Below are 15,979 nucleotides of genomic sequence, written 5' to 3' on the forward strand. Positions count from 1 at the left end.
TTGCTGGAACAGCGCTGTCTCTACTTGATCAGCCGCAGGGTGAACGGGTACCGGTAAAGCGCCCCCTCATTCGCCTTGATCGCGGCGATGATGGTCAACACCAGCCATGCAACACCGATGATCACCCACAGCGGAATCGCGATGATCAAGCCGATGCCCAGGGTCATGACGGACAGCACGGCCAGCACCACGAACGCGATCGCCACGGTGATGTTGAAGTTCAGCGCCTCCTTGCCCTGGTCGGCGACGAACGGCATGGTGTCCCTCTTCACCAGCCAGATCACGAGCGGTCCGATGAAACAGCCCCAGCCGCCACCGAAGGCCCCGGTCAGAATGGCGCCGGCCAGGGCGGAAAGGTGCGCGAACATCGCCCACTGGCGCTCCTCGGCGGAAGGCGCCCCGGCCATCGGCTCGTTCGGCGGGGGCGGAATGACAGACTCGGGTGGAACGCTCATGCGCTTCTCCTGGTAGTCGGAACTTGCGTCGACGGCTCGCCGGTCGGCTGCCGGTGATGCCGATGCTAGCAAGGCCGAAGACGCTTTGCCGAGCGGACTTGTGGCACGGCCGAAACCGGCTGCGGGCTACTCGCCTGCCACCGTCATCCGCTCCAGCAGGATCGAGCCGGTGAGGATGTGCGAGCGCGGGTCGACATCGGCGCCCACCGCCGCGATGCCGGCGAACATCTCGCGCAGGTTCGCCGCGATGGTGATGCCTTCGACCGGGTAGGCGATCACGCCGTTTTCCACCCAGAACCCCGACGCACCGCGCGAATAGTCGCCGGTAACGGTGGACACGCCCTGCCCCATCACCTCGGTCACCAGCAGGCCGGTGCCCAGGCGTTGCAGCATGCCGTCGAAATCGCTGCGCTCGCCGTCGGCCGCGCCCGGCTCCACGATCAGGTTGTGGATGCCGCCGGCGTTGCCGGTCGACTGCAAACCCAGCTTGCGCGCCGAATAGCTGCCCAGCACGTAGCGCGCCAGCACGCCGCCCTCGACCAGCGCGCTGTCGCGGGTAGCCACGCCCTCGGCGTCGAAATTGCCGGAGCCCTGCCCGCGCGGCAGGTGCGGCCGCTCGTCGATGTTCAGCCAGCCCGGCATCACCGGCTTGCCCACATGGTCGAGCAGAAAACTGGCCTGGCGGTACAGCGCGCCGCCACTGACCGCGCCGAGCAGGTGGCCGATCAGCCCGCGCGCCAGCTCCGGCGCGAACAGCACCGGGCACTGCCGCGTGGACAGGCTGCGCGCGCCCAGCCGTGCCAGCGTGCGTTCGGCCGCCTTGTCGCCGAGCGCCTGCGCGCTGATGAAATCGCCGGGGGCACGCACACTGTCGTACCAGTAGTCGCGCTGCATGCCGTCCGCGTCGCCGGCGATCAGCGCCAGCGACAGCGCATGCCGCGTGCCCCGCTCGCGCCCGACGAAGCCGTGCGAATTCGCGTACACCGACAGCCCCTGCCCGGCCTGCACGCTGGCGCCGTCGGAGTTGCTGATGCCGGCATGCGCACGGCCGGCGTCCTCGATGGCGATGCCCAGCGCGATCGCCTGCGCGGTGTCGATGTCCCACGGATGCCACAGGTCGAGGTCGGGGAATGCCGTGGCCATGCGCGCCGCGTCGGCCAGCCCGGCGGCGGGGTCTTCCTCGGTGTAGCGGGCGATCGCGCAGGCCTGCTCCAGTGTGGCCTGGATCGAATCGGGGTGGAGGTCGGCGGTGCTGGCCGAGCCCTTGCGCTGGCCGAAGTACACGGTAAGGCCGAAACCGCGGTCGCGGGTGTGCTCCACCGTCTCCACTTCGCCCAGGCGCACGTTCACACTCAAGCCCGTGTCGATGCTCGCCGCCACCTCGGCCTGGCTGGCGCCGGCGGCGCGGGCGCGGCGGATCACGTCCTCGGCCAGCCCGGCGAGGCGGTCGAGTTCGTGCGGGCTGGGGTCCGGGCTGATGGCAACTTCGCTCACGTCGGGCTTTCCTGGGAATTAGGCGGGTAGAATAGGCGGTTCGCAGCCGCTGGCACCCGACATGGGGCCACGGCGACGAAATGAAAAGAGCTGCGGAGAACGCCCATGCAACCCACCGCCGGCATCTATCGCCACTACAAGGGCCAGCGCTACCGCGTGCTGGGCACCGCCCGCCACAGCGAAACCATGGAGCCGCTGGTGGTCTACCAGGCGCTCTACGGCGACCACGGCCTGTGGGTGCGTCCCGCAGCGATGTTCAGCGAGACCATCGAACTGGACGGTGAACCGATCGCCCGCTTCGCGCTGGAGCAGGCCGAAGCCATCAGCAACGACGATACACACAGCGGCTGATCACCCAGCACAAGATCCGCGCACCACAACTGGAATTGAAACCCGTGAGCCCGAGCCGCAGCCGCAACCAGACCGAACTCGACGACGGGGACTATGGCCCCAGCCGTACCCAGCAGCGCCGCGAGGCACTCGCCGTGCTGGTGCTGGCGCAGCAACTGGTCGACCTGCAACCGAGCCGGCTGGCCAAGCTCGCGCTGCCGGATGACGTACGCCACGAGATCGACATCACCCGCCGCATGACCGCCCACGGCGCAAAGAAGCGCCAGCTCGCCTTCCTCGCCAAGGTGATGCGCCGCTACGGCGACGACGACTTCGCCGCGGTACGTGCCGAACTCGGCGAGAACCGCGAGAAGCAGCGCCAGGAAACCGCCGCGATGCACCGGCTCGAAGCGATGCGCGATCGGCTGATCGCCGAGGACGAGGCAGCATTGTCGGAACTGATCGCCGAGCATCCGCAGGTCGACCGCCAGCATCTGCGCTCGCTGGTGCGGCAGGCACGCATCGAGAAGGACACGCCGAACAAGCCGCCGCGGGCATACCGGGAGATCTTTCAACTGTTGAAGGATCTGGCTCAGGCAGGCGAATCGGCCGAAGGCTGAGCGATTCGCGGCACGGTCTGTTACGGAAGGCACGTGCATAACATCTGGACTCTTCACCGTCGTCATTCCGGCGAAGGCCGGAATCGCACTTGCTGTTGTCGCCCGAGAGCAAGAGCTTTCGTCTGCCTGCGGCAGCCGAGGTACTTCTCTTTTACTTGTCCAAAAGAGAAGTACCTCGCCCTCCGAAGGAGGACGAAAGCTCTTCGCTCTGCTCTGATAATCAGGCAACCAAACACCGCACTCATGGTCAGCGAACCCGTCATCATATGGACGTCCATTCGATTTCAATGAGCATCCATAACCGCTACACCACCGCCGCTCATTCTCATCACCGTATACTCAGATCGCCAGCCACACGTAGCAGTAGAGCGTGTTGTTGTCCTTGGCGTTGCGCCCTGCGCCGTCGACGTCGTGCACGCGTCCGCTGAAACGGTTGAAGTAGGTGTATTCCAGGCCCAGGCGCACGTTGGCCCAGGGCTCGTGCCACGAGCTGGACTGGCCGAACGGGCTGTAGTCGAGTTCGATGCTTTCGCCCTGGGTGTTCGGCGAGCCGTCGTTGCCGTAGAGCGTGACGTCCTTGCTGCCGTTGTAGACGAACGACGCCAGGGTCACGCCGTAGGTGTGGCGGTACCAGTAGCTTCCCTTGAGGTTGAGCGACTGCAGGGTGTTGTGCAGGTTGTCTGATCCGCCGCCGCCCCAGGTGGCGTCCAGCTTCTGGCTCTCGTGGACGTACAGCCCGTCGACGGTGATGACGTGGTCGCCGTTGGCGTATATGTAGCTGGAATCCACGCCGAAGTCGCGGAACCGGTCAGTCGGCCCGGGCAGCGCCACCGCGTCACCGATGTCGTTGGTGCCGACCTGCCCGCGGCGCATGTTCAGCATGAAGCCGCCGACGGAGAAGCTGCCGGTAGGCAGGTTCCAGGTGTAGGCCACGCGCGCATACGGCGTGACCCCGCTCAGGCGGCCGTCGTAGCCGGCGTTGACGTGGCGCAGGAAGGACGGTGACAGCGAGCGGTAACCGCCGGCTTCGAAGTACCAGGCGCCGTCCAGTTGCATGTAGGCGCTGGCACCCACCACCTGCGCAGCCAGGCCGCCGAGCAGCATAGGCTGGGCCGGTGCCCCGGGGGCCAGGTCGGCCGACATGTAGGGGTACTTCCACGCCGGTGCAGTGTTGAACACATCGCTGACGGTGGGGTTGTTGTTGAGCGAGATGCCCCAGATGCCGCTATGGCTGCCGTGGCTGAACATGCGCGCGTAGCGCCAGTCCATGTTGTCCCAGCCGAGCAGGCCGCCGTTCTCGGAGTAGGTCGCCTGGGCGAACACGCCCATGTGCTCGCTCAGTCGCCCGGCCAGAAACACCGAGGCCTGCTGCAGCTCGGTGTTGTTGTTGGTGCCGAAACCCTTGGCCGGAGCTTCCGTCTGGGCTTTCTGCGTGTGCGTGAAGGACTCCACCAGCATCGCCGAAAGCGGGATGTCGGTCTGGTCGCCGACCTTCATGGTGTAGCCCATCAGCTTGAACTGGCGCCCGAACTGGGTGAGTTCCGGCCCGAAGCCGCCTACATGGCAGGCCACGCAGGGCTGCTGGGTCTGTCGTGCGTACGAAGGCACCGCCGATGCCAGGGTAGGTATGCCCAACCACGCGAGCGCGACCAGCGCGATCCACCGCGGCGGTCGGGACAAGGCGGCGAACCAGCTCGAAACAAGGCTATTCCGGCGAGTATCCATGTACATGCTCCCCACGATTCCAGCGTGATGACTGGGTGTGGGTGCAGTCTTGGCCTAGCGGATGCGCCGGATATTGATTCCGATCAAAAGCAGGCCTTCCGGCACTGGTGCGGAATGTCGCAGCCTGGTGATACCCGACACGTGTTGCCGTTCCCGGCGACGCTCAGGACGCGGTGCCGCCGACCGTCATCGAGTCGATCTTCAGCGTCGGCTGGCCCACGCCGACCGGCACGCTCTGGCCGTCCTTGCCGCACACTCCCACGCCTTCGTCCAGCGCCAGGTCGTTGCCGATCATCGAGACGCGGTTGAGTACCTCGGGGCCGCTGCCGATCAGGGTGGCGCCCTTCACCGGGCGGGTGATCTTCCCGTCCTCGATCAGGTACGCCTCGGAGGCAGAGAAGGTGAACTTGCCATTGGTGATGTCGACCTGGCCGCCGCCGAAGTTCGGCGCGTACAGACCCTTCTTCACCGAGCGGATGATTTCCTGCGGGTCGTGCGAGCCGGCCAGCATGTAGGTGTTGGTCATGCGCGGCATCGGCAGTGCGGTGAAGGATTCGCGGCGGCCGTTGCCGGTGGGGGCCATGCCCATCAGGCGGGCGTTGAGCTTGTCCTGCATGTAGCCCTTGAGGATGCCGTCCTCGATCAGCGTGGTGCACTCGGTGGGCGTGCCTTCGTCATCGATGCTGAGCGAGCCGCGGCGGCCGGCAAGGGTGCCGTCGTCGACGATGGTGACGCCCTTCGCCGCCACGCGCTGACCGATGCGGCCGGAGAACGCGGAGCTGCCCTTGCGGTTGAAGTCGCCTTCCAGGCCGTGGCCGATCGCCTCGTGCAGCAGCACGCCGGGCCAGCCGGGGCCGAGCACCACGGTCATCTGGCCGGCGGGCGCGTCGACCGAATCCAGGTTCACCAGCGCCTGGCGCACCGCCTCGTCGGCGAAGCGCAACGCGCGACCGTTCTCGATCAGCTCGCGGTAGCCGTAGCGGCCGCCGCCGCCGGAATAACCCTGCTCGCGACGACCGTTCGCCTCGGCGATCACCTGCACGTTGATGCGCACCAGCGGGCGCACATCGGCGGCCAGGGTGCCGTCGGAGGCGGCGATCAGGATGGTGTCGATGGTGGCAGCCAGGCTGACGATGACCTGCCTGATGCGCGGGTCGCGCGAGCGCGCGTACGCGTCGACTTCGCGCAGCAGCGCGATCTTGTCGGGGTTGGGCAGGCTCTCGACCGGGTCGAGCGCGGGATACAGCGCACGCACGCCGTTCAGCGCCAGCGGCTTGCCGGCGCCCTGCCCGTCGCGGGCGATCGCGCGGGCGGCTTTCGACGCCTCCAGCAGCTGCGGCAACACGATCTCGTCGGAATAGGCGAAGCCGGTTTTCTCGCCGGACATCGCGCGCACGCCCACGCCCTGCTCGATCGAGTGGCTGCCGTCCTTGACGATGCCCTCCTCCAGCGTCCACGACTCGCTGCGCGAATGCTGGAAGTACAAGTCGGCGGCGTCGATCGCGGGGCCCATCAGCTGGGCGAACACGCGGTCGAGGTCGCCGGTGGCGATGCCGCCGGGGGCCAGCAGCTTGCTTTCGGCGAGGGCGATCAATGAATCCATGGGTATCAGCTTGCCTGCAGTCGAACCGGGACTATCCCACATGGGGCTGGCACCGGCGGCTTTAAAGCTTGGCGGCAGGCGGCGGAACCGAGCTTGACGCGGCCGGCAACGCGGCGCTGCCGGCGGCTGCCGGCAGGCCGAGCACCGGCGCAGGCGTCGCGCTACCAGTGGCGGCGGGCCGGCTGCCGGCGGGGTTGAGCAAGGGTGCTGCCGGCGCGGGCGTGCTGCCGCGCTTCTCGACCAGGGTGATCACCGGGTCGTCCCAGCTGCCGGTGATGCGGTAGCGCGCGCTGGCGGCCTGGTTGAGGCCGCGGCCGAGGATGCCCTGCACGGCGAAGCCGGCCGCCGCACCGACCGGGCCGCCGACCACCGCACCGACCAGCGGCAGGCTGTTGCCGACGTGCGGCACCACCACCATCTGCTGGTCGTAGTCACGCGCGCGCAGGCCGGTGCGACCGTTGACGCGGATGTTGGCAGCCGGGCCGATGATCGACAGGTTGTCGGTGATGGCGTTGCCGTTGGCCAGCGTGAAGTCGCCGCTGATCGAGTCGAACGCCAGCCCCTTGCCGAACACGTCGCCGAAGTCCAGGGTGAGCCGGCGCGGCAGTTCGGCCAGCGAGACCAGACCGAGCAGCCGCCCCACGCCGGGCGAGGTCGCCTCGGGGATGCGGCCGTCGTTGACCTGGATGCTGAGGGTGCCGTCCATGGTGGCCAGCGCCAGCCCGCTGGGTGCGCCGGGCCAGCTGGCGTCGAGCTGGTCGCGCGTCTTGCCGCCGTTGACCAGCCCGTCGAAACCGAGTGCGCCCAGCATCGCGCCGAGATCCTCGGCGGCGAAGCTGATCTTCATGTGCGTGCGGCTGTTGCTGGCGTTGCCGTTCCAGTCGCCGCTGCCGGTGATCTGTACGCGGCTGGACAGCGCGCGCAGTTGTTCGATGTGCAGACCTTCCGCGGTCGGCCAGGTTTCCAGGCGCGCTTCGCCAAGCTTGGCGTCGCCCATGCGCAGGTCGCCCACCCACACGTGGAACGGCGGCAGCGCCGCCGGGTTGATCCCGGTGTTGGCCGGGTCGGGCGCCGGCAGGGCCGGCGTCGCGACCGCCGGCACCGCGGCACCGGCGGCCTTTTTCGGATGGCTGGCGGCATCGGCGGCAGGATCCTTCGGCCAGTACAGCCGCTGCAGCCGTGCGGTGATGCCGCGCTTGTCCAGCTCCTGCGTCGGGATGCCGTAGTTGCCGAGCATCGCCGGGCCGTCCACGTCCACGCTCAGCAGGCCCGGCTGCGGCATGGCGTGCAGCTTCAGCGCGCCCAGCTCGCGGCCGAACCATTCGGCCTGGTCGGTGCTGACGTCGAGGCTTTCCAGCCCTGGCCCGCCGCTGCCGCTGCCGGCCGCCACGTGCTGCACCCAGCCGGTGACGTCGAGCCGGCTGGCATGGCCGCGGATACGCAGGTTGCGCGCCGGCAACTCCTCGGGCATCTGGTTGCCGAAGGCGAGGGTGCCGGCCAGCGGCTGCTGTTCGCCATTGGCCAGGCGCAGGTAGCCGCGCATCGCGTCGCCCAGGCCGAGCCGCAGCTCGCTGCCTTCGATCGGCAGGCTCATGGTCAGGTGCAGCGGCAGGCTGGCGGCGGCCGGCTTGTGCAGTGGCTCGGGCAGCTCCAGCGTGATGCCGTTCAGTGGCGAGTCGACGCTGAGGGTCTGCGCCAGCGCGTCGCGGCCCGGTACGTGCGCGATGGTGAAGCCGATGTCGAACGCGCTGCGCCCGTCGCCCAGCTTGCCGACCCAGTCCAGCGTCGGGTAATCCTGCACCAGCTCGGCCAGGCGGTAGTTGCCGTGCAACTGCGCCGACAGCACGGTGGCCGGGTCGCTGTTGGCCCCGGCGATCGCCAGTCGCAGGGTCGACGGCTGGCCGCGGAAACCGGCGTCCAGCGGGCCGGCCTGCATGCCGTGCAGGTCGAACGTCAGCGGGCCGTTGAGCTTGTCCAGCTGGAGTTTCCACGCCGGCGCGCTGAGGTCGGCGTCCTTCAGCCGGGCCACGCCATCCAGCCGCGGCGCGCCGGCACCCTCCCTCAAGGGCAGCGTCAGATGGAAGCCGAAGCTGCCGCTGCCGCCCAGCTTCAGCTTGGCCAGAGTGTCGGCCTGGTGGCTGGCGATCGGGCTCTTGCGCGCAAATTCCATCAGGCTGGCGCCGCTGCCGTTGCCCTGCACGTTGAGGTCGAGCAGCGCATCGTGGAAATCCGGGATCAGGGCGACCGCCTTGTCCGCCGCCACCCCGAGCGAGTGCCCGCCGCTGGCCTCGACCAGCATGCCGTTGCCGACGAAGCTGGCCACCGCGCTGACGCCTTCGGCGCGCGGCCAATCCGTGCCGTAGTCGAGGGTGAGATCGCTGATCACCGCGCGCGCCTCGAAGCGCCCTTCGTTGTGCCGGAACGGCCAGTCGCGCAGGTCGCCGCGCAGCAGCACGTCAGCCTGGTCGAGACGGCCGGCCACCAGGGCGCGGTCGAGCCAGGCGATGGTGCCGGGCGACATCGCATCCACCGGCCAGAACAGCTTGGCGGCAGCCACGTCGGCATGTTCCAGCCTGGCGTATATGTCCATGAACGGGGCGCCGCCCTGCGACGGCAGCACCAGTTCGCCGCGGGCCTGGCCGGCATAGCCGGCGCCGGCGAAATCCAGCGCGTCGACGCCGATGTGCCAGTCGCCGTCCTGCGGCCAGAACGCCAGCGTGCCGGCCAGCGACGACATCACGAACGGCTGGCGGAAGGTGTGCGGGAAGGCCAGCGTGGTGGCCTGGGCGGGCAGTTCCAGCGACAGCGCCTCGGCGTCGCCACGCAACTCGCCGTGCAGGCTGCTTACGCCTGGCAGCTTGCCGACCGGGTCGATGCCCAGGCCGCTGAACGCCAGCTCGACCGAGTGCAGGCCCTCGGCACGATTCCAGTGCAGTGCGAGCCGGTCCAGCTCACCGCGTGGATGGCCACTGCCCAGCCACTGCGCCAGGGTCGGCGCCAGTGACGGCTTCAGCGCCAGCCACGGCAGCAGCGGCGCCAGTTGCAGCTTGCTCGCGGCCACGTCCGCGCTGACGTTGTCCGTGCCCGGCTGATGCAGGTTCAGCGCCAGCGCGCTGCCGTCGTCGCCGGCCCAGCGCAGGTCGTAACCGTCATCGACATGGCGCACGCCGGCCAGCCCATGCAGCGACGCCACGCTGGCCTTGCCGCCGGCAGGCGCGGTCACCGTCAGCGTGTCCAGGTCGAAACGGATCAGGCTGCGACTCAGCTGGCCCTTGCGCCAGTCGAGCCACGCGCTCAGCTGGCCGCTGCCATGGTCGACCGTATAGCCGCCCATGTCGACGCCATCCAGCAGCGGCTTCAGCTCGGCGCCACCCACGCTGACCCACACCTGGCCCGCGCTGCCGTCATCGCGGAAACGGCCGGCGGTGCGCACCGCGGCGCTCACCCCGTCGCGCCGCAGCACGCCGCCGAAGCGGATCTGGCTGCCCTGGTGGCTCAGCCGCAGCTGTTTCGACAGCAGCGTGTAGCGCTTGCCCAGGGTGGCGTCGGTGACCACCACGCGCAGGTCCTCCAGCCACAGGTCGGCCGACAGCCGGCCCGGCGACAGCGGCTGGCGAGCGCTGCCGCCGGCCACGCCGATGCCATTGACGTGCCAGCCGGCGGCGTCGCGCAGCAGGTCCAGTTGCAGGCCGCGCACGTGCAGGTTGAGCAGGTGCCGCGACGGCAGCAGCCAGCCGCCGAAGTCGAGTTTCAGTTCCGACTCGGGCAGCTGCAGTACGGCGCCACTCTCGCCAGCCGCTGCGCCGATGGTCACCCCGTGCATCACGAACACCGGACCGGAGCCGGTCCAGTGCCCCTCCATCGAGGCGAAGCTGACCGGCCGCTGCAGCCGCGTGCTGAGCTGCGCGGCCACCCAGTCCGGATGCCGCGCCAGCAGTGGCAGCAGCAGCTGGGCCAGCGCCGCGACGACGGCAAGCAGGATCAGCGCGACCCCGGCAACCCAGCCCGATGCGCGGGCGCAACGATGCAGCCGTCGCTGCCACGACGCGTTCACGCGCGACGCCCCCACTCGGATCTGCGGCCGCCGGATTTACAGCAAGACGACATCAAACTGTTCCTGCGAATAATGCTCTTCGGCCTGGAAGCGTATGCTCTTGGAGATGAACTCTTCCAGTTCCGCGACCGCGCTGGATTCCTCCTCCAGGATCCGGTTGACCACCGCCGGGCTGGCCATCACCAGCAGCTTCTGCGCGTTGAACTGGCGCACCGCGCGGGTGATCTCGCGGAAGATCTCGTAGGTCACCGTCTCGGCGGTCTTCAGCACGCCGCGGCCATTGCAGGTGGCGCACGGCTCGCACAACTGTCGGGCCAGGCTTTCGGTGGTGCGCTTGCGGGTCATCTCGACCAGGCCGAGCGCCGACATCGGGTACACCGTGGTCTTGGCGTGGTCGCGCGCCAGCCCCTTGCCGAGCATGCGCAACACCTGCCGCTTGTGCTCCTCGTCGCTCATGTCGATGAAGTCGATGATGATGATGCCGCCCAGGTTGCGCAGGCGCAGCTGGCGCGCCGCCGCCTGCGCCGCCTCCAGGTTGGTGCGGTAGACGGTTTCCTCCAGGTTGCGCGTGCCGAGGTAGGCGCCGGTGTTGACGTCGATGGTGGTCATCGCCTCGGTCTGGTCGACGATCAGGTAACCACCCGACTTCAGCGGCACCTCCTTCTTCAGCGCGCGCTGCATCTCGTCCTCGACGCCGTACAGGTCGAAGATCGGCCGCTCGCCGTCGTAGTGCTCGATGCGGTCGTCCAGGTTCGGCATGAACTTGTGCACGAACTTGACCACCTTCTCGAAGGTGTCGCGCGAATCCACCCGCACCTTCTCGATGTCCTCGTTGAGCATGTCGCGCAGGCTGCGCAGCGGCAGCGACAATTCCTCGTACACGCGCTCGCCAATTTTCGCCCTGGCGATGTTCTCCTGCACCACCCGCCACACCTTGCCCAGGTAGGTCACGTCGAACGCCAGCGACTCGGCGCTCTGGCCCTCGGCATTGGTGCGCACGATGTAGCCCAGCGAAGTGTCGCCGACCAGCGGGGTCAGCACGTCGCGCAAGCGCTGGCGTTCGGCCTCGTCCTCGATGCGCGCGGAGATGCCCAGCGTGCGCGCATACGGCAGCAGCACCAGGTAGCGCGAGGGAATCGACAGGTGCGCCGACAGCCGCGCGCCCTTGGTGCTGATCGGGTCCTTCACCACCTGCACCACGATCTCCTGGCCTTCGTGCACCAGCTCGCTGATCGAAGGGATGTGGCCATTGCCGTTGCCGTTCGATTCGGCGCCTTCGGGCGGCAGCGGTCGCACGATGTCCGAAGCATGCAGGAACGCCGCACGCTCCAGCCCGATCTCCACGAACACCGCCTGCATGCCCGGCATCACCCGTTGCACGCGGCCCTTGTAGATATTGCCGACATAGCCACGCCGGGACGCCCGCTCGACGTGCACCTCCTGCAACATGCCGTTCTCGACCACCCCGACCCGCGTCTCGCGCGGGGTCACGTTGATCAGGATCTCTTCGCTCACCGCATACTCCCCCGGACAGATGATCTTTATAGCGGTGCGGCCACGGACTGTCGATGAACCATGGCATGGAATCCTCACTCCGGCGCCGGATGACGCAAAATGGGCACCGGGGCGCGACACGGGTCGCCGCCCGACGAACCACCCTGGAGCCGAACGCATGACGACGCCCACCCTGCTGGCCTGGAGCGGCGGCAAGGACTGCCTGCTGGCCCTGCAGCGGCTGCAGGCCGACCCGCAGTGGCAGGTGGCCGGCCTGCTCACCACGGTCAACCGCAACTACCAGCGCGTGGCCATGCATGGCACCCCACGCGAGGTGCTGCAGGCACAGGCCGCTGCGCTGGGCCTGCCGCTGCTGGAGGTGATGCTGGACTGGCCCGGCAGCAACGAAGCCTACGAGGCGGCCCACGCGCAGGCCCTGGTCGAGGCGCGCATGCGCTGGCCGGGCATCCGCCACTGTGCGTTCGGCGACCTGTTTCTGGAGGACGTGCGCGACTACCGGGTGCGTCAGCTCGGCCGCGAGAACTGGCGCGCGGTGTTCCCGCTGTGGGGCGAGGACACCGCCGCGCTGTCGCGCCGCTTTGTCGGCGAAGGTCACCGTGCAGTGCTGTGCTGCGTGGATACCCAGCAGCTCGACGCGGACTTTTGCGGCCGCGACTACGATGCCGCCCTGCTCGACACGCTGCCGGCCGGCGTCGACCCCTGCGGCGAACGCGGCGAATTCCACACGCTGAGCTACGCCGGGCCGCTGTTCCGCCAGCCGCTGAAACTGCGCCGCGGCGAATCGGTGCTGCGCGACGGTCGCTTCCAGTTCACCGATTTCCTGCTGGACGCACATGCCGCGGCGAGCTGATCGCCCGATCCTGCCCGACCTGCTGCAGCCCGGGCTGGCCGTGGTGTTCTGCGGCACCGCCGCAGGCAGGCGCTCGGCCGCCGAGCGCGCCTACTACGCCCACCCCGGCAACCTGTTCTGGCGCGCGCTGCATGCGTCCGGCCTTACGCCGCGCCTGCTCGCACCGGCGGAGTTTCCGCTGTTGCCGCAGTTCGGCATCGGCCTCACCGACCTGGCCAAGCGCCACAGCGGCAACGACAACGAGCTGCCGCCCGAGGCGTTCGATGCGCCCGCCCTGTTCGCCCGGATCGAACGCCACGCTCCACGCCTGCTCGCCTTCACCAGCAAGAACGCGGCACGCAGCGCACTCGGCCATGCGGTCGGCTATGGCCTGCAAGAAGAAACCCTCGGCAGCACGCGGCTGTTCGTGCTGCCCTCGCCCTCCGGGCAAGCGCGCGGGCATTGGGACCTGGCGCCATGGCAGGCACTGGGCGAGCTGTACCACACCGCCCGAGCGAGCGTGTAGGAGTCGCACCTTGTCCGCAAGGGACTTTCCTCGGTCGTGCGCAATGCTCTTGCCGCCTTCAAAGCGAAGAGCTTTCACCCTCCTTCGGAGAGCGAGTCACTTTTCTCTGGGTGGCCAGAGAAAAGTAACCAAAAGAGAGGCCACCCCGATGGCGCGCCCTGCGGGCATCCTGCCCTCCGGGTGCGCGGGTAGGCTACGGGGGTTCGCCGACAGGGCTCCTGCCCTGACGTCGAACTGGCTCGCATCCCTGCGAGCCACCCCTGCGGGGCCTTTCCTTCGCCCACCCGCCGCGCCATAGGGGCCCCGGGTAGAGCAGCGCGCTCCCAGCGCGCACTCTTCAGAAGAGCAAGAGCAAGAGCGAAGCCACAGCAAAGCGCCGCTTTGTTGTGGCTTCGCTCTTCAGCTTCATCACCGAGTGCGGGCCAGGATGGCCCGCTGCTCTACCCGGGGTCCCTTGTGCGGCGGTGAGTCGGGGCCGACAGGCCGCGCAGCGGGCGTTGCCAGGGATGGCAACGCCTTTTCGCGCGGGCACGATGCCCGCTCGAAAAGCCCGGCCCCGACTCACGGACTTGCCGGGCAGGAGCCCGGCAAGCGCCAAGCGGGGTGCTCTTTCTCTTTGGTTACTTTCTCTTTGAGCAAGCAAAGAGAAAGTAACTCGGCTGCCAAAGGCAGACGAAAGCTCTTGGCTCCGAAAACGCTCGCCCCAAACAAAGCAAAAGCATCGCGCACAGCGTGCGCTCCACACGCGAAGCCAGAGTCAGTCGATCGGCGTATGCCGGTACGTGCTGACCGCTTCTGCGCGCACGATCGAGGCCTTGTTCGACCACGCGCGACGGATGTAGGTGACCACCGCCGCCACCTCGCCATCGCTCAGCTGCTGCGCGAACGGCGGCATCGAGTACGGTCGCTGGTTGGCCGCGGTGACCGGCGTGAAGCCGCCAAGCAACACCATGCGGGTTGCGTTGATGCCGGTCGGCTCGGTCACCGAGGAGTTGCCGTCCAGCGGCGGATAGATCCCGGCGACGCCCTCGCCACGCTTGCCATGGCATGCGGCGCAATGCTTCGCGTAAACCTTCTCGCCCTGTGTGGTCAGTGCCCTGGTGTCGAACGGTGAGGATGGCTCCGCCACGGGCGCCCGCGGCGGCAGCGACTGCAGGTAGCTGGCGACCGCGTGCAGGTCGGCGTCGGTCATGTGCTGGGTGCTGCCGGACACCACCGCCGCCATCGGGCCGAACGCGGCGCCCTTCGCCGACTGGCCGGTCTTCAGCAGGTCGACGATGTCCTGCGTGCTCCAGCCTTCCAGGCCGCCGTTCCTGCCGGTGCTGAGGTCGGGCGCGTACCAGTTCTGCATCGGGATCTGGCCGCCGCTGAGATGCACGTCCTGCGGCGTGCCGCCGAGCGTGTCGCGCGCGGCGTGGCATTCGTTGCAATGGCCCAGTCCCTGCACCAGGTAGGCGCCGCGGTTCCACTCGGCCGACTGCGCCGGGTCGGGCTTGAACTCGCCTTCGCGGAAGTACAGCGCGCGCCAGGCCTTCAGGCTGTTGCGCACGCTGTACGGGAACGCCAGCGCGGGCGCCACCGCCGGCTGGTGCACCGGCGCCAGCGACTGCAGCCAGGCGAAGATCGCCAGCGCATCGTCGTGGCTCACCTTGGTATACGAGGTGTACGAGAACGCCGGATACAGCAGTTCGCCATGACGGCCCTTGCCGCTGTGCAGCGCCTGCCAGAAATCCTCGAAGCTCCAGTCGCCCAGGCCGGTCGCGCGATCGGGCGTGATGTTCGGCACCGGGATGTTGCCGAACGGCGTGGCGAGCGCCCTCCCGCCGGCGTAGCGCGCGCCGCCCTGGGCGGTATGGCAGCCGGCGCAGTCGCCGACCGTGGCCAGGTACTCGCCCTTCGCGATCAGCGCCGGATCGCGCAGGCTGGCCGCCGCGACCTTGCTCGCGGCCGGCGGCGTCGGCTGGCTGCGGCCGCCGAACAGCAACCAGCCCAGCGCCAGCACCACCAGCAGTGCCACCGACGGCAGCAGCCAGCGCAACCATTTCATGACGGGTCTCCCGTCGCACCCAGCACGCCGCAGGCCAGCGGCGGTTTCACCGAACCGGCCGACTGCGCGTGCGTGTCGGCCGGCAACTGGCGACTGGCCAGCGCAGCGGCCACCGCGGTGATGTCCGACTCGGCCAGCCGGCTCGCCACCTCGGCCATGCAGTCCGGCGCTACCGTGGCGCGGGTATGCGTGCGCCACGAGCCCAGCTGCGCGCTGATGTAGTCGTACGGCAGGCCGACCAGCCCCGGCGTGGACGGCTCCACCCCGGTGAGCTGGCTGCCGTGGCAGCTGCTGCAGGCGGGAATCTTGCGTGCCGGATCGCCCTTGCCGATCAGCTCCTCGCCGCGCGCAAGCGTGGCGGCGGACACCGGCGGCAGCGGCGAGCGGGCGTACGGCACCTGCTGCGCCGCGAAGTAGTCGGCAATCTCGCGCATGTACGCAGGCGGCAGCTGGCGCACGGTGTATTCCATCGGTGCGTACTTGCGCAGGCCGTTCTGGAAATCCTGCAGCTGGCGCGCGAGGTAGGCTGCCGGCTTGCCGGCCAGGCGCGGGAAATAACCGCTGCCGGGGGTGCCTTCGCCATGCACACCGTGGCAGGTGGTACAGGCGGCGATGCGTTGCTGCAGGGTATCGGGAATCGGCGGCGTGTCGGCCGTATCGGCGGCACGGGTGGGAGTGCCGAACAACAGCGTGGTCACCAGCAGGATCGCGACACCGAAGGAGCGGACGGGACAGGAGCGGGCGTTCGTCATCATCCGGGGATTGTACTCTGGCAACCACC

General features: G+C 68.7%; 12 protein-coding genes. 4 read left to right on the forward strand and 8 right to left on the reverse strand.

Annotation, left to right across the window (positions count from 1 at the left end; all coding sequences use genetic code 11):
- Positions 1-20: 20 nt before the first annotated feature.
- Positions 21-455 carry a DUF4870 domain-containing protein gene (locus QQA13_RS11130; RefSeq protein ID WP_108472370.1) on the reverse strand — a complete coding sequence of 145 codons (435 nt, stop codon included), beginning with the start codon at positions 453-455 and terminating at the stop codon, positions 21-23.
- Between the two features lie 126 nt (positions 456-581).
- Positions 582-1,949, reverse strand: a complete 1,368-nt coding sequence (gene pmbA / locus QQA13_RS11135; protein WP_108472369.1) for a metalloprotease PmbA — start codon at positions 1,947-1,949, stop codon at positions 582-584.
- A gap of 105 nt (positions 1,950-2,054) precedes the next feature.
- Between pmbA and QQA13_RS11140 the strand changes: the two genes are divergently transcribed.
- Positions 2,055-2,300, forward strand: a complete 246-nt coding sequence (locus QQA13_RS11140) for a DUF1653 domain-containing protein (protein WP_108472368.1) — start codon at positions 2,055-2,057, stop codon at positions 2,298-2,300.
- Positions 2,301-2,344: 44 nt separating this feature from the next.
- The gene (gene yjgA, locus QQA13_RS11145) at positions 2,345-2,899 is read left to right on the forward strand and encodes a ribosome biogenesis factor YjgA (protein WP_108472629.1); all 555 of its coding nucleotides are present in this window, start codon (positions 2,345-2,347) and stop codon (positions 2,897-2,899) included.
- 339 nt (positions 2,900-3,238) lie between these two features.
- Here the strand turns inward: yjgA and QQA13_RS11150 are convergent, their stop codons facing one another.
- The 4 genes from QQA13_RS11150 to rng all read right to left on the reverse strand — a co-directional run bounded on the left by QQA13_RS11150 (position 3,239) and on the right by rng (position 11,796).
- Positions 3,239-4,624 (reverse strand): cytochrome C, encoded by a 1,386-nt coding sequence (locus QQA13_RS11150; protein ID WP_199909859.1) that lies wholly within the window; start codon positions 4,622-4,624, stop codon positions 3,239-3,241.
- 163 nt (positions 4,625-4,787) lie between these two features.
- Complete coding sequence (gene tldD, locus QQA13_RS11155) at positions 4,788-6,227, reverse strand: metalloprotease TldD (RefSeq protein ID WP_108472366.1); 1,440 nt, start codon at positions 6,225-6,227, stop codon at positions 4,788-4,790.
- Between the two features lie 61 nt (positions 6,228-6,288).
- Positions 6,289-10,281 carry a YhdP family protein gene (locus QQA13_RS11160; protein WP_108472365.1) on the reverse strand — a complete coding sequence of 1,331 codons (3,993 nt, stop codon included), beginning with the start codon at positions 10,279-10,281 and terminating at the stop codon, positions 6,289-6,291.
- A gap of 36 nt (positions 10,282-10,317) precedes the next feature.
- On the reverse strand, positions 10,318-11,796 hold the full coding sequence (gene rng / locus QQA13_RS11165; protein ID WP_108472364.1) for a ribonuclease G: 1,479 nt from the start codon (positions 11,794-11,796) through the stop codon (positions 10,318-10,320).
- A 157-nt stretch (positions 11,797-11,953) separates the two neighbouring features.
- Here rng and QQA13_RS11170 point away from each other — a divergent pair, with 157 nt between their 5' ends.
- Positions 11,954-12,646: an ATP-binding protein gene (locus tag QQA13_RS11170; RefSeq protein WP_108472363.1), complete on the forward strand. Its 693-nt coding sequence runs from the start codon at positions 11,954-11,956 to the stop codon at positions 12,644-12,646.
- Positions 12,630-13,151: a mismatch-specific DNA-glycosylase gene (locus QQA13_RS11175; protein WP_108472362.1), complete on the forward strand. Its 522-nt coding sequence runs from the start codon at positions 12,630-12,632 to the stop codon at positions 13,149-13,151. Before QQA13_RS11170 ends, QQA13_RS11175 begins: the two co-directional genes overlap by 17 nt.
- 757 nt (positions 13,152-13,908) lie before the next feature.
- Here the strand turns inward: QQA13_RS11175 and QQA13_RS11180 are convergent.
- Both QQA13_RS11180 and QQA13_RS11185 read right to left on the reverse strand, forming a co-directional pair.
- Complete coding sequence (locus tag QQA13_RS11180) at positions 13,909-15,198, reverse strand: cytochrome c (protein WP_108473273.1); 1,290 nt, start codon at positions 15,196-15,198, stop codon at positions 13,909-13,911.
- Positions 15,195-15,953, reverse strand: a complete 759-nt coding sequence (locus QQA13_RS11185; RefSeq protein ID WP_108473272.1) for a c-type cytochrome — start codon at positions 15,951-15,953, stop codon at positions 15,195-15,197. The genes QQA13_RS11180 and QQA13_RS11185 overlap by 4 nt, the downstream gene beginning before the upstream one ends.
- Between the last annotated feature and the right edge of the window lie 26 nt (positions 15,954-15,979).

Origin of the sequence: Rhodanobacter thiooxydans, from assembly GCF_030291135.1 — a bacterium.
In the GTDB taxonomy this organism is placed as follows: Bacteria; Pseudomonadota; Gammaproteobacteria; order Xanthomonadales; family Rhodanobacteraceae; genus Rhodanobacter; species Rhodanobacter thiooxydans_A.